The sequence below is a fragment of the Nocardia otitidiscaviarum genome, from assembly GCF_007362295.1.
In the GTDB taxonomy this organism is placed as follows: domain Bacteria; phylum Actinomycetota; class Actinomycetes; order Mycobacteriales; family Mycobacteriaceae; genus Nocardia; species Nocardia otitidiscaviarum.
Genome location: NZ_CP041695.1, coordinates 5110240 through 5127167, shown reverse-complemented (window position 1 = coordinate 5127167; position 16928 = coordinate 5110240). Strand labels below are relative to the sequence as shown.

13 protein-coding genes are annotated in these 16928 nt (G+C 71.4%); 6 read left to right on the top strand and 7 right to left on the bottom strand.

The genetic code is table 11. The features are described 5' to 3' along the window. Entirely contained in the window at nucleotides 1-3030 is a 3030-nt protein-coding gene (locus FOH10_RS22945) for an FAD-dependent oxidoreductase (RefSeq protein WP_143982270.1), read from the top strand. Between the two features lie 105 nt (nucleotides 3031-3135). On the opposite strand, the gene FOH10_RS34930 is transcribed toward FOH10_RS22945, so the two are convergent. After that, nucleotides 3136-5040, bottom strand: coding sequence for an FHA domain-containing protein (locus FOH10_RS34930; protein WP_186000558.1), 1905 nt, complete (start codon nucleotides 5038-5040; stop codon nucleotides 3136-3138). Between the two features lie 235 nt (nucleotides 5041-5275). Between FOH10_RS34930 and FOH10_RS22935 the strand changes: the two genes are divergently transcribed. Further along, a complete protein-coding gene (locus FOH10_RS22935; RefSeq protein WP_143982269.1) occupies nucleotides 5276-5698 on the top strand; it encodes a hypothetical protein in 423 nt (140 codons plus the stop codon). A gap of 64 nt (nucleotides 5699-5762) precedes the next feature. Beyond that, nucleotides 5763-6599 (top strand): patatin-like phospholipase family protein, encoded by an 837-nt coding sequence (locus FOH10_RS22930; protein WP_143982268.1) that lies wholly within the window; start codon nucleotides 5763-5765, stop codon nucleotides 6597-6599. A gap of 25 nt (nucleotides 6600-6624) precedes the next feature. Here FOH10_RS22930 and FOH10_RS22925 read toward each other — a convergent pair whose 3' ends face one another. Both FOH10_RS22925 and FOH10_RS22920 read right to left on the bottom strand, forming a co-directional pair. Next, the gene (locus tag FOH10_RS22925) at nucleotides 6625-8163 is read right to left on the bottom strand and encodes a glycerol-3-phosphate dehydrogenase/oxidase (RefSeq protein ID WP_143982267.1); all 1539 of its coding nucleotides are present in this window, start codon (nucleotides 8161-8163) and stop codon (nucleotides 6625-6627) included. 25 nt (nucleotides 8164-8188) lie between these two features. Further along, a complete protein-coding gene (locus FOH10_RS22920; RefSeq protein ID WP_143982266.1) occupies nucleotides 8189-8773 on the bottom strand; it encodes a TetR/AcrR family transcriptional regulator in 585 nt (194 codons plus the stop codon). Nucleotides 8774-8891: 118 nt separating this feature from the next. Here FOH10_RS22920 and FOH10_RS22915 point away from each other — a divergent pair, with 118 nt between their 5' ends. Together FOH10_RS22915 and FOH10_RS22910 are read left to right on the top strand one after the other, a co-directional pair. After that, nucleotides 8892-10469, top strand: a complete 1578-nt coding sequence (locus FOH10_RS22915; protein WP_143984271.1) for an FAD-binding oxidoreductase — start codon at nucleotides 8892-8894, stop codon at nucleotides 10467-10469. Further along, nucleotides 10466-11404, top strand: coding sequence for a diacylglycerol kinase family protein (locus tag FOH10_RS22910; protein ID WP_244961339.1), 939 nt, complete (start codon nucleotides 10466-10468; stop codon nucleotides 11402-11404). Before FOH10_RS22915 ends, FOH10_RS22910 begins: the two co-directional genes overlap by 4 nt. Before the next feature lie 90 nt (nucleotides 11405-11494). On the opposite strand, the gene FOH10_RS22905 is transcribed toward FOH10_RS22910, so the two are convergent. The 4 genes from FOH10_RS22905 to FOH10_RS22890 all read right to left on the bottom strand — a co-directional run bounded on the left by FOH10_RS22905 (nucleotide 11495) and on the right by FOH10_RS22890 (nucleotide 15526). Continuing rightward, nucleotides 11495-12316 (bottom strand): PaaX family transcriptional regulator C-terminal domain-containing protein, encoded by an 822-nt coding sequence (locus FOH10_RS22905; protein WP_143984270.1) that lies wholly within the window; start codon nucleotides 12314-12316, stop codon nucleotides 11495-11497. 152 nt (nucleotides 12317-12468) lie between these two features. Beyond that, the gene (locus tag FOH10_RS22900) at nucleotides 12469-13680 is read right to left on the bottom strand and encodes a saccharopine dehydrogenase family protein (RefSeq protein ID WP_143982265.1); all 1212 of its coding nucleotides are present in this window, start codon (nucleotides 13678-13680) and stop codon (nucleotides 12469-12471) included. 8 nt (nucleotides 13681-13688) lie between these two features. Further along, the gene (locus tag FOH10_RS22895; protein WP_244961338.1) at nucleotides 13689-14705 is read right to left on the bottom strand and encodes an alpha/beta hydrolase family protein; all 1017 of its coding nucleotides are present in this window, start codon (nucleotides 14703-14705) and stop codon (nucleotides 13689-13691) included. Between the two features lie 149 nt (nucleotides 14706-14854). Then, the gene (locus FOH10_RS22890; RefSeq protein ID WP_244961337.1) at nucleotides 14855-15526 is read right to left on the bottom strand and encodes an ATP-binding protein; all 672 of its coding nucleotides are present in this window, start codon (nucleotides 15524-15526) and stop codon (nucleotides 14855-14857) included. Between the two features lie 187 nt (nucleotides 15527-15713). On the opposite strand from FOH10_RS22890, the gene FOH10_RS22885 reads away from it, so the two are divergent. Beyond that, nucleotides 15714-16742, top strand: coding sequence for an NAD(P)/FAD-dependent oxidoreductase (locus tag FOH10_RS22885; protein WP_143982264.1), 1029 nt, complete (start codon nucleotides 15714-15716; stop codon nucleotides 16740-16742). Nucleotides 16743-16928 lie beyond the last annotated feature (186 nt).

Below are 16928 nucleotides of genomic sequence, written 5' to 3'. Positions count from 1 at the left end.
ATGGCGGGTCAGCCGCTGATCGAGATTCGGGAGTGGGGACGCGCCGCCCGGCGTCGGGTGCTCGACGGCCCACTGCTCATCGGCCGCGACGGCGCGGCCGAAGCCCTTGCCGACAACCAGGTTTCGCGCCACCACCTGCGATTGGTGCCGACACCCACCGCACTGTCGGCGGTCGATCTCGGCAGCCGCAACGGCACCACCGTGAACGGTGTGACACTGACCGGGCGTCGGGTGCTGGCCACCGGCGATGTGGTGCGGCTCGGGCGCACCGAGATCGTCGTGCTGCACACGCCCACCGCGGAACCCGACGGTCAGCCCGCCCTCACCACCGCGATGTTCGCGCGCGACCGCGTCGCGCCCCCGCCGCCCGCAGAGCCGACGGGCGCGGTGCGGCTGGCCAACCGCGTCCTGGGCATCGATCCCACGGACACGCGTGACCCCTTTCCCTCCTTCGCGGAACTGCCTGCGCGGATTCCGCTGCCGGTATGGCAGGGTGTGCGGTTCGTCAGCATCGGACTGTATGTCGGGCTGATCATCCTGTTGTTCGTACGCCCCGCCGCCGGGCTGGTCGTGCTCTTTCAGGTGATCGTCCCGCTGCTGCCCGCGCTGTTTCTCATCGCGCCCGGGCTGTGGCGCGATATCTGTCCGCTCGCCGCCACCAATCAGCTGCCCCGGCTACTGCGCCTCGATCGGGCCGCGACACCGCCGAAGTGGTTGCGCGAGCGCGGATATCTCGTCGCCGCCGTGCTGTTCTTCGGAATCGCCGGAGCTCGACTGGCGGGATTGGATCGCAGCGGTATCGCCACGGGCACCGTACTGTCGGCCGTCGCCGTCGCCGCTCTCGTCGGCGGCGTCGCGCTGGCGGGCAAGAGCGGTTGGTGCAGCAGTATCTGCCCCCTGTTCCCGCTGCAACGAGCCTACGGCCGAACACCGTTCGTGACGGTGGCCAACAACCACTGCCGTCCGTGCGTGGGATGCGCGAAGAACTGCTACGACTTCCGGCCCCGATCCGCGTACGACGCCGATCTGGCCGACCCCGAGCGCGGTTGGAGTGCGCCCCGGAAGCTGTTCGTGGCCGCGCTGCCCGGGTTCGTGTTCGGATTCTTCACCCTGGCGGGCGCCGACGCGGTGCCGATCCTGCGGCAGTACGCGGTACTCGCGCTGTTCATGCTGGTCGCCGTGGGATTGTACTTCGCGCTCGAAGCCCTGACACCGGTGAGTGCGGCGCTGCTCACCGCCACCTACGCCGCCGTGGCCATCAATGTCTTCTACTGGTTCGCGGGGCCGGTGCTCGTGGGCGCGCTGACGGGCGGCAGCGCCCCCGGTGCGCGGTGGGCGATCAGCGCGGTCGTCCTCGGGGCGACGGTGCTCTGGCTGGCACGCACCCGGGTCGTCGAATTGCAGTACGCGGTGCATACGGGTGCCCGACCCGGACCCGTACTGTTGTCCTTCCCCCGCGCGAACGGAACCTCCTCGCCCGCGGTCGCGTCGGTGGTGTTCGAGCCCGGCGGCACCCGGATCGCCGCCGATCCGGGAATGAGCCTGTTGGAGACGGCCGAGCGCGAGGACCTGCCGCTCGAGGCGGGATGCCGGATGGGCGTGTGTGGAGCCGATCCGGTGGCGGTGCTGGAGGGTGCCGAGCGACTCTCCACGCCCGGGCCCGACGAGCGAAAGACATTGCGCCGCCTCGGCTGTGCGGACAACACCCGGCTGGCGTGCTGCGCGCGACTCGACGCCGGGACCGTCCGGGTATCGCTCACGCCCGAGATCGGGCACGGAAACGGTTTCGCGCCAGCGAATTTCGACCGCGCCCTGGTGAGCGTGGTGATCATCGGCAATGGTGTGGCCGGGGTGACGGCGGCGGACTTCCTGCGTCGCGGGCACCCCGACTGCGAAATCCACCTCATCGGGCGGGAAGCGCACGGCTTCTACAACCGGATGGGTATCTCCCGCCTGGTCTACGGTCGCTCCGCCATGCAGGGGCTCACCCTGCTGCCCGACCAGTGGTACGACGAGCACGATGTCACCGTGTGGCTCAATACCCTCGCCACTCGCATCGACCTGCGGCAGCGGCGGGTTCATCTCGGCACGGGGGACGCGCTGCCCTACGACCGCCTCGTCCTCGCCATGGGTGCGGCGGGTGCCCTGCCCGATATCGAGGGCCTGCGGCGGCCCGGCAGTTTCGTGCTGCGCGAAGCCTGGGACGCCCTGCGCCTGCGCGCCTACGCCCAGGAACGCGGATGTGCGACAGCGGTCGTCGCGGGTGGCGGTCTGCTCGGACTGGAGGCCGCCGTCGCGCTCCGACAGCTCGGACTGCGGGTCACCGTGCTCGAACGTGGGGACCGGCTGTTGCGCCGACAGCTCGATCCGCGGTGCTCCGAACTGGTGTGCGCGCATATCGGGCAGGCGGGCATCGAGGTGCGCTACCGGGCCGAAACCGCATGGCTCACCGGTGATCCCGCCGTTCGCGAGGTGACGCTGAAATCCGGGGAGCGGTTGCCGTGCGAGCTGTTCCTCGCGGCCACCGGCATCCGCCCCAATATCGAACTCGCCCGCCGGGCGGGGCTGCCCGTCGCGCGCGGCGTGCTCGTCGACGACCGGATGTGCACGGCGGCACCCGGCGTCTACGCCGCCGGGGATGTGGCCGAGCATCGCGGGCGGGTGCACGGCCTGTGGCCGATCGCCGCGGAACAGGCCGAGGTCGCCGCCGTCAACGCCCTCGGCGGGCATCGCACACTGCACGCGGAGACGCCCGCCACCATTCTGAAAGGCGTCGGGCTCGAACTGTTCACCGCCGGAAGGGTGCGGCCCGAGCCCGGTGACGAGGTCATCGTGTCGGACGATCCGCGCCGCCGGTCGTATCGACGCCTGGTTGTCGCGCACGGTCGGGTGGTCGGGGCGACGGTGCTGGGACATCACCCCGCCGAGGTGGCGGGCGTCCAGCGGGCCCTGCGTGCGACGGAACCGCTCTCGTCCGGCGCGCTGGCCGCCGCCCGCGTCGGTGACTGGGCCGCGCTCGCACCCGGCTGACCGCGTGGGTGTCGTGTGGATCGTGTGGGTGTCGTGCGGATCGTGTCGGTGTCGTGCGGATCGTGCCGATGTCGTGCTGACCGTGTCGGTGCCGTTCCGACTACGTCAGCGTCGTTGCGGGCGAAGGGCTTCGGTGCTGTAGGTGAGGATGCGGTCGGCGATGCGCAGGCTCCAGCCCGGCTTCAATTCCATCGGCTGCGCACCCAGCCGAATCCAGTCCTCCGCGCGCGGGGCCGCGATGTAGGTACCGCCCGGGGTGGCGGCATCCTGTACGAAAACCGCTGTGCCCTCGATGAACACCCGCGCGTGCACCCGCGAGATGTGCCGGTCGCCGGTGAGGGCGATGGGGGAGGCGGCCGCTCGGCGCACCGCCTCGTCGGCCATGGGATCGCGGCCGAGCACATACGGGCGATCCAGCGGATAGGACGCACCGCCCGACATGGTGAGCGCGCCGAGCGGTTCGGCCAGCGCGGTCGTTTCCGGCGCGGGCTGGCGCGGCGGCTCGACCGCCTGGGCCGACCACGCCTTGGGCACGACCCAGGGTTTCGCCGCCGGTGCCGGGTGCGCGGGCTCGGAACGCCCCGGTGCTGAATGCGCCTGCCGCTGCGCGGCTTCCAGCGCGGGATGTGGGCTCTGCCGTGCGGCGTCGGGCGCTCCGGGCGTGGGACGTAATTCGTGCCGTGCGGCGTCGGGCGCTCCGGGCGCGGGATGTGGTTCGTGCCGTGCGGGCTCGGGTGTCGTTGGCTCGGGCCGCGACTGCCGCCGCGCGGTTTTTCCCCGCTTCGGGGTGGGCCGCGCCTGCTGGGCCGAATCGGCCGGCGGTTCGGCGGAATCCGGGCCGCCGGCGTCCTCCATGGCGGCCGCCCGGGCGTCGAACGGTGCGGTACGGGGAGGTTCGGCCGACGGGGACGCCTCCGTCCCACGCTTCGGTCGGTCGGATGCGGAGCGCTCGGAACGTGCGGGTTTCGACGTGGCCTCGGACTCCCCGCGTGCGGCACCGGCCTGCGGTGTCGCGGATCGCGCGGCGGCCGATCGCTTGCCCAACATGACTGTGGGCGGCGGATTCTCGGCGGGCGGACGCTCCGGATCGGGCCGGTCACCGGAGAGTTGGGTGGCGGCGTGCGCCGCGGGAGGGATGTCGCTGCTCGGTCGGACCTTCGGCCCGGAGGAGCGTGCGGAATCCGCTCCGGACACCGGCGACGACGGTGCGGGGGATTCGGTGGCCAGCGGTGTGGTGGCGGCCGGATTGGGGATCGTGCGTTCGGGATAGCCGGTGCGCGACACCCCTCGCTCGGGCGGCTGGCGCATCGCTCGGTCCGCTGACGGGGCATCCTCCTCGCTGCCGCTGCCGCTGCCGCTGCCGCTGCCGCTGCCGCTGCCGCTGCCGCTGCCGCTGCCGCTGCCGCTGCCGCTGCCGCTGCCGCTGCCGCTGCCGCTGCCGCTGCCGCTGCCGCTGCCGCTGCCGGTGCCGCTGCCGCTGCCGCTGCCGCTGCCGCTGCCGCTGCCGGTGGCGCTGCCAGCGCCAGTGCCGCTGCGGTGGCGGGCGGGGGCGTGCAGGATGAAGCCGCCGCCGGGGGCGATGCCGGAGCGGAGGTCGGTGTGGGGGATCTCGGTGGTGGTGTCGTCGGTGCCGACCGTGATGCGGCGGACGGGGTCGCGGATGATTTCGTCGGTCCAGGTCATGGCGCGGTCGCCGGAGAGTGCGCGAGCGCCCTCCGGGCCGTCCACCACCGCCCGGACCGGGCCGCGCAGCAGGATCAGCAAGCCGTCGGAGGTCGGCGCGACCACGCCGAACGACGGCGACTGCGCCGATCCACCCGCGAAGATCGCCGCGGCCAGGCGCTGGGCGATGGCGACACCCGGATCGGCGGCCCCGGCCGCCGCCTCGGCCGCCCCGAGAATCCGCTCGATGGACGGTGTCTCGCCGGTGAGGAACAGCACCACGCTTCCGAATCGCGCGATCAGCCCGTCTCCCCGCGACAGCGCCACCGTGGACGGAATACGACCCATTGCGCGCCTCCTCTCCCCTGGCGCATCGGATACCGCTGCCCAGAATAGGACGTTCCCCCGGTCGAGGGGATGGCTCGATCCGTCCCATTGACGCCGTCCATCCGCCGCAGCGAACTTCCAGTGGCCTTTCCGGACGAATTGAGCGTGTTTCGATGCGCCGTGACGTGGCACACGCGACGATCGACGCAGATCGTCGGCGCACCCGGCGTCGACTCGGTACGACGAGGACTGCTCCATGCGCATGACCACGGGAAACCGAGAATCCACCCGCCCACTCATCGCGGTGGGGGCGGGCTGTGCGGCCTTGGCCGCCACCCTGCTCACCATGCCCACCGCGGCCGCCACCGCCACTCGCATCGGTGTCGAACCGAGTATCAGCTTCGGTTCGGCGACCAACTACGGGGCCGGATGCACCTATCCGGTGAACGTGTACGTGGACGATCCGGTGACGCCGGTCGTCATCTACGACAACGGGGTGGCGTTCGCCGTGGTCCGGCCGTCGGGCGCGATCGCCACCGGGCACTGGACCCCGGCCGCTCCGGGAGAACACCGGTTGCAGGCCATCCAACCCAATGCCGGGGGCGACGTGGTGCCCTACGTCGACCTCACCGTGGGCGTCGGGCTCAACTCCGGATCCGGCTGCATCGTCACCCACTAGTGGGGGAATAGGCTCCGCACGTCGACAGCTGTGTCTTGGCATACGGCAGGCGAGAGGAGTCCACATGGCAGGCGGACGCGCACTGGTGCTCGGGGGCGGCGGGGTCGCCGGGATCGCGTGGCAGAACGGGGTGCTGGTCGGGCTCGCGGATGCGGGGGTGGACGTGACCGATGCCGATCTGCTGGTCGGAACGTCGGCGGGGGCCAATGTGGCGGCGCAGTTCACCAGCGGCTTGTCGCGAGAAGAGCTGTACCGCAGGCAGATCGACGCGCGCGTGCAGAGCCGGGAGGTGCTGCCGCCCGGGAATCCGCTCACCGAACTCACCGCCGCGCGGGCCGCCATCGCGGCCGAAACCGACGATCCGGCGGAAATACGAAGGAGAGCGGGGGCTTTCGCACGCGCCGCACGAACCGTTCCGGCACCGGTGCGACGGTCCGTTGTGGAAAGCCGCCTGCCCGTGCACGAATGGCCGCAGCGGCGACTGCTGGTGATCGCGGTCGATGCGGTGAGCGGGGAGCCACGGGTGTTCGATCGCCAATCGGGGGTGTCGTTGGTGGACGCGGTGACGGCGAGTTCGGCGGTGCCGGGGGTGTGGCCGGTGGTGGAGATCGAGGGAGCGCTATACACCGATGGCGGGGTTCGTAGCACCACCAATGCCGATTACGCGCGAGGATGCGCACGGGTTCTGATACTCGCGCCGTTACCCGTTTGGCCCCTGGACGAAGAGGTGGAGGAATTGGTCGCTGGTGGGGCGCGGGTGGAGGTCATCGCGCCCGACGATGCCTCGGTAGTGGCGTTCGGCGAGAACCCGTTGGATCCGGACTGCCGGGTTGCGGCAGCGAAAGCCGGTCGGGCGCAGGGGGAAGCGGAAGCGGAGCGGATCGGTCGACTGTGGGAGTGAGGGTTCGGCGGCGTTCCCGTTCCGGTCAGGCGAAGGCGGCTTTCGCGGCGGGTTCGGCGGCGGAGCGGGCCTCGGGGACGAGGCCGATTCGGGTGCGGCGGTCGAGCAGGTCGGCTGGGGTGAGGGCGGCCTCGTGGGTGGTGGCGAAGGCGAATTCGGCGGCGGTGACGTCCAGGCCGGGGGCCACCGGGGCGGCCAGGTCGGGGTTGGCCTCGGCCAGGGCGAGGACGGCGGGGGCCTCGGAGCCGTAGCGTTCGATGAGGTCGGGAGTGGCTGGGATGCGGTCGCGGGCCGCGCCGGAGACGGCTCCGACCAGGGGCAGCTGCCGGGTGCGGCAGGGGCGGGCGGTGAGGCCGCGCTGGGTGAGGACGGCGTCCACGGTGTCCTCGGCCATCTTGCGGTAGGTGGTCAGTTTGCCGCCCACGACGGTGATGACGCCGGAGGGGGAGGGCAGCACCGCGTGCTCGCGGGAGATATCGGCGGTGGCGTCGTCGGCGGTGCGCAGCAGGGGCCGCAGGCCCGCGAAGGTGCCGCGAATATCGCCGCGGGTCAACGGTTCCCGCAGCACGGTGTTGACCGTGTCGAGCAGGAAGTCGATCTCGGCGTCGGTGGCGTGCGGCACGTCGGGGACGGGGCCGGGCGCTTCCTCGTCGGTGAGGCCCAGATAGACCCGGCCGTGGGAGGCGGGGAAGGCGAAGACGAAACGGCTGATGCTGCCCGGAATCGGAATGGTGAGCGAGGCGTCGAGCCCGCCGAAGGACGCCGCGTCGAAAACCAGATGCGTACCGCGCGAAGGCCGCAGCTCGATACTCGAATCGACCTGATCGGCCCACACTCCGGTGGCGTTGACCACCGCCCGCGCCCGCACGGACAGGGTTTCGCCGGTGAGCCGGTCGTGCAGTGTCGCCGCGTCGCCGGTGACCCGGGTCGCCTCCACCCGGGTGAGCACCGCCGCCCCGTGCAGCGCCGCCGTGCGCGCGATCGCCACCACCAACCGGGCATCGTCCACCAGCTGCCCGTCCCAGGCCAGCAGCCCGCCGCGCAAACCGTCCCGGCGCACCGTCGGAGCCAGGCGCAGCGCCTCCGCCGCCGCCACCCGGCGCGAGCGCGGCAGTACGGCCGCCGACGTTCCGGCCGTGCGGCGCAAGACATCTCCGGCCAGGAAGCCGGCCCGGATCAGGCCCTGCTGTGCCGCACCGATGCCCGGCAGCAGCGGCACCACCTGCGGTAGCGCCCGGGTCAGATGCGGAGCCGTGCGGGTGAGCAGGATGTGGCGCTCCACCGCACTCTCGTGCGCGATGCCGACCCCGCCGCTGGCCAGGTACCGCAGCCCGCCGTGCACCAGTTTGGAACTCCACCGGCTGGTGCCGAAGGCCAGATCGTGCTTCTCCACCAGAACCGTGCGCAGTCCGCGCGCGGCGGCGTCCAGCGCCACGCCCGCACCCGTGATGCCGCCGCCGATCACCAGCACGTCGATCTCGCCGCCGTCACCCAGCGCCCGCAGCTCGCGCTCGCGTCGCCCGGCATTGAGCGCGGAGCTGGACTGTGCCGAATTTCCGGTCATGACTTGGCCTTTCGAAGAGGGCGCACTAGCGCCCGGCGTGCGGGGTGAGATAGCTGTCGATGGCGTAGGCGAGTTCGGCGTCGAGATGGTCGGCGTCGAGGAACTGAGCGACCGTGCCCGCCGACTGCACCGCCGACTGGCTCATGAGCAGCAGCATGGTGGCCATCCGCTCGGGATCGCCGTCGCGAATGGAACCGTCGGCCTGCCCGGCCAGAATGCTGTCGGCGAACATCTCGATGAGCCGCCGCTGATTTCGGCCCAGTCGCTCGAACACGTAGGTGAGCATCACGTCGGTGTCGGCGCGAAAGATCTTGCTGAACAACGGGTTCTCCCGCACCGCCGCACCACCGCCGACGATGGCCATGCACAGGCGCTCCCGCGCGTTGCCCTCGTCGGGTACGGCGCGGGCGACGATCTCGCGGAGTTCCCGCACCAGCAGGTCGGCCACCAGCGATCCGGTATCGGGCCAGCGGCGGTAGACGGTGGGGCGGCTCACGCCCGCCCGCCGCGCCACCTCGGTGAGGGTGGTGCGGCGCACTCCGAATTCGGCTACGCAGGCCCGCGCCGCGTCGAGGATCGCCCGATCGACGGCGGAGGACGGTTCGGTCATCGTGTCATCCCAGGTTCGTTACTGCTTGACAATCTATGTCAGACTGTAACGCATGGCCGACATGAAAGCACCCGCCGCATCCACCGGAAACCCGGGCGAGCCGGACGCTCGTCCGAGTATGGTGTGGGACGCCTGGGGCGCCCCGTCCGGACAGAAACCACTGCCCGAACAGATCCGGGGACTCCTCGCCCAGGTGTTCGGGGTGTCGGGTGAGCCGGTGGCCCGTCGCGATGAGGGCGACGTGCCGCTGCGCGCCTCGGCGATCACGCCGGACCAGCGAGCCGGGCTGGTCGCGGTGGTCGGCGCCGACCACGTGTCGGACGGCCACCGCGACCGACTCCGCCACGCGGGCGGCAAGAGCACCCCCGACCTGCTGCGCCGCCGCGCCGAGGGCCCGCAGGACGCGCCCGACGCCGTCGTCTTCCCGGCCGACCACGACGAAGTGCTCGCCGTCCTGGCCTACTGCGCCGACAACGGCATCGCGGTCGTACCCTTCGGCGGCGGCACCAGCGTCGTCGGCGGCCTGGACCCGGTGCGCGGAGCCTTCCCGGTGGTGATCGCGCTCGATCTGCGCCGCCTCGACACCCTCACCGAGGTGGATCCGGTCAGCGGCACCGCCACCCTGGGCGCCGGGCTCACCGGCCCGCGCGCCGAGGAACTGCTCGCCGCGCACGGACTCTCGCTCGGCCACTTCCCGCAGAGCTTCGAATTCGCCAGTATCGGCGGCTTCGCCGCCACCCGCTCCTCCGGACAGGCGTCGGCGGGCTACGGCCGTTTCGACGACATGATCCAGCGGCTGCGCATCGCCACCCCCGGCGGCAGCCTCGACCTGGGCCGCGCCCCGGCCTCGGCGGCCGGACCCGATCTGCGCGAACTCTTCGCGGGTTCCGAGGGCGCCCTGGGCATCATCACCGCCGTCACCCTGCGCGTCCATCCCGTACCGGAGACCACGGCATACCAGGCGTGGTCGTTCCCGGACTTCGGCACCGGCGCGAACGCGCTGCGCAGCGTGATCCAGACCGGCGCGGCCCCGACGGTGCTGCGGCTGTCCGACGAGGCCGAGACCGGACTCAACCTCGCCCGCGCCGGAGATATCGGCGGCGCCGCCGTGGGCGGTTGCCTGGCCGTCACCACCTTCGAGGGCAGCGCCGCGCACGTGGCCGCCCGCCGGGCCGAGGCCGAGGCGCTGTTCACCGCCGCCGGGGGCACCGCGCTCGGTGAGCGGCCCGCCGCCGAATGGGAGCACGGCCGCTTCTCGGCCCCCTACCTGCGCGACGCCCTGCTCGATGTCGGCATCCTCTGCGAGACCCTGGAGACCGCCACCAGCTGGTCCAACCTCGCCGAACTCAAGGCGAAGGTCACCGCCGCGCTGACCGATTCGCTCACCGCGCAGGGCACCCCGGCGCTGGTCATGTGCCATATCTCGCACACCTACCCGACCGGGGCCTCGCTGTACTTCACCGTCATCGCCAAACAGGCCGAGGATCCGCTCGGCCAGTGGGCGGCGGCCAAGCGGGCCGCCGGGGACGCCATCGTGGCCGCCGCGGGCACCATCACCCACCATCACGCCGTCGGCGCGGATCACCGCCCCTGGATGGCCGACGAGATCGGCGATCTCGGCGTGCGGGTGCTGCGCGCGGTCAAACAGGCCGTTGACCCGTCCGGAATCCTCAATCCTGGGAAGCTGATTCCGTGAAAGAGATCCACTCGGTCGCCCTCGTGACCAATCCGATGTCCGGGCACGGCCGCGGTCTGGAGGTCGGAGCCGCCGCCGTCGCCCGCTTCACCACCCACGGGGTGCGGGTGCGGGAACTGTGCGGTGACTCCGCCGCGGACACCACCCGGCTGGTCCGTGCCGCCCTCGACGATCCGGAACACCGTCCCGACGTGGTGGTGAGCGCCGGTGGCGACGGCCTGACCTGCGTTGTGCTGCAAGCGCTCGCGGGCACCGGGGTGCCGCTGGGCCTGGTGCCCGGCGGCACCGGCAACGATCTGGCCCGCCAGCTCGAGATCCCCGACGACACCGATGCCGCCGTAAACGTGGTGTTGGCCGGAAAGACCCGCCGGGTCGATCTGGGCACGGTCGAAACCGCCACCACCGGTGGCGAATCCGATCCGTTCTGGTTCGCCACGGTCACCGGCACCGGGCTCGACGCCCGGGTCACCCTGCGCGCCAACGACCTGCGCTGGCCCAACGGCCCGGCCCGCTACACGGTGGCCGCGCTGATCGAGCTGTTCCACGGGTTGGCCGTGCCGTACCGCATCGAGCTCGGCGGCTCCCCGGACCATCCGGACGGGACCGCGGTCATCGACACCGACGCCATCATGGTCGCGGTGGGCAATACCAAGACCTATGGCGGCGGCATGCTCATCTGCCCCGACGCCGTCCTCGACGACGGTCTGCTCGATCTCACCGTGGTGGGATCCATGTCGCGGCTCCAGATGCTGAAGATGCTTCCGGCCCTGTCCTCGGGTAAGCGCATCGACCATCCGGCGGTCACCCAGTACCGTGCCGCCACCATTACCCTGACCGCTCCGGGTGCACCCGCTACGGCCGACGGAGAACCGGCCGGCATGCTTCCGGCCATCTTCCGCGCCCGGCCCGGCGCGCAGGCGGTGCTGGTGCCGTAACGGGTAGCCGGTAGCCGTGGCTGAAGCCATCGCAGGTGGCCGACTCCGGAGCCGGCGAGGTGGTGCGGTGGCGGCCCCACTGCCTCGCCGTCACGGCGACGATGTCGTCGCCGCGACCTCGCCGACCACCTCCGAATACCAGCGGAACAGGCGAATCTGCTGCGCTGGTTCGGATTTCCGCAGTTCTGCCCAGCAGGCGGCGGTGCTCGCGCGGGCGGCCGTGCCGATCCACGGCTGCGGCAGCAGCTGCGGGGGCAGCAGCGGATCGGGCTCCACCGCACGGGTGAACTCCGCGGCCAGGGCCACGGCGATGGTCAGCCGCCGGGTGTGCGCGGCCGTGCGCAGTTCGCGCAGGAAGCCCTCGGCGGTGGCGAGCAGGCGGCGGTGGCCGTCGGCGATGCGGTCCAGCGGCCACAGCCGGGCGGCGAGTTCACGCGGCTCGTGTACGCCGCCGACCCGGAGATCCGTACTGGTCGCGGTCGTGATGTTGGCGGCGACCCCGAGGTCGTCCGCGGCGGCGTGCAGGCGGTCCTCCCACGGATTGGCGCAGACGTACAGTCCGCCCTGGATCGGCGCGCCACCCAGTCCCACGATGGTGTCGCGCATGGCGTCGCGGGCGTGGCGGGCCGACTCCGGAACGGCGAACGCGGCCAGATGCCAGACACCGTCCCAGGACACCTGCCCGCGGTCCTGCGCGTACATGAACCGGATGAACTCCAGATCGGGTTCGATGGCGGCGCGGGTGGTCGCGGTGGCGTGCAGCACCGCCTTGCGCCCGCGCCCCTCCTGGACGAAACGCCCGTCGGCGGCCAGTCGTTTGATGCAGAGCCGGACCTGCTGGTCGGTCATGCCGAGCGCATTGGCGACGTCGTACAGCTCCCCGGCGTCGATGGTCGCGTCCTCGCGGATCATGCTCTCGACCAGCGTGCGGGTGGAGACCTCCGATTCGTGCGGCGCGGCCACGGGGTCACCTCCTGATCGGTGCGGCGATGCGCTCGGCCGTGCTGGCGATGGCGCTCGGCCATCCTACGGTCGGCGCGGCTCCGATCGTCGGCGGCGGTGCGCTATCCGGCCTCACGTTCGACCCGGTACAGCGGGGTGTCCGAGTCGCGGCCCAGCACCCGGTCCAGGTCGGAGAAGAAGCGCACCGGGTCGATGGCGGTCTCGGGCGGATGCACGCCGGGGCGCAGCGCGGAGCTGTCGACGAGTTGGGACATGCCCAGCGCCAACGGAATTCCGGTGGCGCGTGCCATATCGCCGAGCAGTCCGCGCGCCGGATCGGTCGCGGGCAGTGCCATGTTCAGGCAGGCCAGCACCGTCAGCTCGCGCCCGTGCGCCGACCCGGTGACGGCGGCGAAGAACGCCGGCAGCGTGCCGGGACCCTTGGTGCGCAGCGCGATCGGCACGGATCGCAGCAGCCGGGACAGCGTGGGATCGGCCAGGGCGCGCGCGGCGGTGTCGTTGCTGAGCCTGCCGCCGTCGATATCGCGGCGCAGCACCTCGAGGTAGGCGAGCGTCCACGGCGTGACGACCATGAGCGTGGCCGCGTCGCCACTCGCCTTCAGACTGTGCCGCAGGGTGATCGGCTCCGGATGGCCGACGGTGTACGCGGTGCCGCGTCGTCCGCCGGGCAGCCGCAGGCTCGTGGGTGCGAGCGGTCGCCGATCGGTGAGCCGTCCGGCCTCGACCACCCGGATCGTGCCGCTGCTCTGCTGCATCCAGTGCACGGCGGCCGCCGACGGGGTGCCGCCCGGGGGCAGCAGCAGATCCTTGTCCTCGGCATCCATGTCCACCGGCCACGCGGTGTACACGTCCCGCACGGTCTCCAGTTCGGCGGCGGCGACGGCGGCGAGCAGATTGCTCATTCCCGGGCTCGCACCCATGCCGATGATCGCGCACACTCCCTGGTCGCGGGCCTCGTGATCGAGTTCGAGCAGGCGTTCCGTCGGCTCCCAGTCATCGCAGATGTCGAGATAGTGGGTGCCGGTGGCGATGGCAGCGCGCAATACGGCGGGTCCGAAACGGTAGTACGGGCCAACGGTATTGAGCACCAGGTCGGCGGCGGACAGGGCGCGCCGCAGCCGTTCGTCGTCGGTGACGTCCACCTCGATCGCCCGGATCGGCATGGGCGCGTAGGCGAGACGGTTCGCCAGCCGCCGGGCGGCGGCGAGATCGCGATCGGCGATGACGATCTCGTCGATATCGGGCAGGGTGACCGCGGTGTGGACGGCGGCGGCGCCCATGGCACCGGGACCGCCGAGGGCCAGAACTCGCATGGGAACTCCTATTCCGCCTGCGACACATAGCGTCGCAGATCCTCGAGATAGCCGGGCGCGTACAGGGCGCGCGGCGCGAAAACGGCCACCAGGAAGGCGCGGATCCCCTGCTCGTGGTCCAGCTTCGCGACGGCGATGCTGTGCGAGGCGTCCGGATACTTCCGGACGGTCAGCAGCCGGGGCGGCAGCGATGCGCGATAGAAGCGTTCGGTTTCGGCGACGTCGACGTTCAGGTCCTTCGCGCCCAGCACGAGCAGTACGGGTACCCGGATCAGCGGCAGGGTCGGGGCGGCGTCCGACCGGTAGTTCTCGACGACGAAGCGCCATCGGTCGGCCGACATCGGCGACTCGTCGACGCCGGAGGCCACATACCGCTCGTGGGAGGCGTTCTCGCGCAACAGTCGCCGTATCTCGTCGCGTCGCCGATGCGCCCGCGCGATCTCGTCGTCGGACGCGCCGCGGTAGCGCAGTTCGGCGTCGAGGTTGTAGGCGCCCTGCCGCTGCCAGTCGATCGCGACCCCCACCGCGATGACGAAGCGCAGCTCGGGGTGCCGGACGGCCACCTCGGGCAGCACCCACCCGGCCTGGCTGATGCCCCACAGTCCGGTCCGCAGCGGATCGAGGTCACCGCGCTGCCGAGCCCAGGTGAGCGCGGCCTCGGTCTCGACCGCCCGGTCGTGCATGCTCTGCTCCAGCCAATTGCCCGGCGCGCCATCGACTCCCGGCTTGTTCCAGGACAGCGACGCATAGCCCGCCCGGGCGAAGGACTCCCAGATGGGGCGGTAGAAGCCGTCTCGATCGGCGGTGGCGGGGCCGTCGCCGTGGACGAAAACGACCAGACCATACGGCGTTTCGCCGTGTTCGGGCAGCGCCAGGGTGGCCTGGAGCGGATGTGCCGCGCCGGGAATGGTCACCCGCTCCTCGCGGAAGGCGAAGTCGTGCCGGTAAACGATCCACGCACCCGCCGCCGCGATCAGCGTCAGCACGCAGCCGAATGCGATGACGGCCCGCCGTGTCCTGCTCACCGCGCCTCCCGTTGACGATCCAAGTAGATACTAACGATTATAGAACGATCGTAGAGAGAATGATAGATATGGTCGCCGGACAGCAGAGTGCCCCCGGACTTGCCGGGGGCACTCGACGAAGTGATCGATCGGGTCGGGCGGCGGTTGGGTCAGGCGGCGAAGGAGACCTCACGCAGTTCGGTCACCGTCCGGCGATCGAGGATCACCACCGAGGCGGGCTCGGGTCGCGGTTTCGTTCCGGCGGCGACGGCGTCCACCAGGCGTCGCCACTTCGCGCAGTGCACGCGGAAGCTCAGGCCGCTCACCTCGCGACCGCGCGAGACCTGCCCCGCCAGAGCCTGTTCCGCTGGGGCGTCGATCATGATCATGTGCACCTGCCGGCCCGCGGTGCGGGCCCAGAGCGCCACCAGGTGGCGCACCCACTGCCGGGTGCCGCAGTCGTGAATGACCACCGGACCGTCCGCCCGGTGCAGTGCGGCGCGAATCCGAAGATAGTGCGTGACGTGCACGATCGGCAGCCACAGCGGGTAGGGGACGGCACCCAGATATTGCTGCCACCAGTTGCGGGAGTGCTGGGAGTCCAGCAGAACCGTGCCGTCCGGTCCGGCGGCGGGGCGGACGGCATCGCTGGAGCAGCCGAACAGTCTACGTAGCGCGGTGCTCTTGCCCGCGCCCGGAACCCCCGTGACGATGACGGCCGCCGTTGCGGGGTAACGCAATTCGCCAATCGGATGGCCGCGTAGGTCGTGCACCTCGAACGGGGCCATGCTGCGCGGATCGGGGGAGAGGTGTAGCGGACCGGATTCGAGCGGGGGGTTCACCCCTCCCAGAATCCGTGCTCGTTCCCCGTTCGGCAACCGGGAAAACCCTGAGTTCCGGAACCAGATTCGCTGAGCGACAGGCACTTCGGGCGACGCGCCGGGAGTGACACACTGGCTACCGTCCCGCGGCGTCCCGGAAACGGCAAAATAGTTTGCCGTTCTCGCCGGGTGGCGGCACGGTGGACGCATGAGCGAAACGAATTACGACGTGCTGGTCATCGGCGGCGGCGCGGCAGGACTGTCCGCCGCCCTGCTCCTCACCCGATCCCGCCGCCGGGTCGCCGTGGTCGACGCGGGCGCACCCCGCAACGCCCCGGCCGCCCACATGCACGGCTTCCTCTCCCGTGACGGCATGAACCCCCTGGATCTGCTCGCCGCCGGTCGTGCCGAGGTGGCCGGATACGGCGGCGAACTCATCGACGACCGGGTGGTCTCGGCCGAGCGCACCGGAACGGCGGACCGAGCCGGTCGAGCCGATATCGGCCACGGGGGGCGCGGCCGCGCCCCGCAGACCGGCGACCAGGCGGTGGAGTCCGCCGATGGTGGCCATCCCAACCCCGGGTTCACCGTGCACACGGCGGGCGGTCGCATCCTGCGTGCCCGCCGTCTGCTGGTGGCCTCCGGTCTGCGCGATGAGCTACCGCCGCTGCCGGGCCTGCGGGAACGGTGGGGCAGAGATGTCCTGCACTGTCCGTATTGCCACGGCTACGAGGTGGCCGATCAGCCGATCGGTCTGCTCGGCGCCGCGGAATCCGGACCCGCGCCGCGCTCGGTGCACCTGGCGCTCGCGCTACCGCAGTGGTCACGGGATCTGGTGTTCTTCCCGCACACCTTCGAACTCTCCGACGCCGACCGCGCCCGCATCACGGCCCGCGGGGTGCGCATCGTGGACGGCAAGGTGTCGGGTATCACCGTCGCCGACGACGCCCTGCGCGCGGTGGAACTCGCGGACGGCACCTCCGTGGCCCGCTCGGCGCTGTTCGTGGTGGCCGACATGATTCCGGACAACACCGTGCCGGACGCCCTGGGCTGTGAGCTGACCGACAGTGGTTTCGTCCGCACCGACGCCAACGGCCGGACCAGCGTGCCCGGAGTGTTCGCGGCGGGCAATGCGGCCGACCCCCGCCTGCAGGTGATCTCCGCCGCCGGTGCCGCCGCGGCCGTGGCCATCGCCGTCAACACCGATCTGGTGGAGGAGGACAGTGCTGTCCGGTGAGCCGGGAAATCCGCCCCGGATGCAACGTGGATGCAACGAAAGTTGGCCTAGCCTGGGCGATTCGGTCAAAACCTGAGAATTGCTTATGGATTCGGGAGAGCGGCCCGATTCGCCGGTAGTCTTGCTGTTGAGGGCGGGGCTTTCGGTGTCCCTCATCCGCCGAAAGCCCCGCTCTTCGGCTATCTC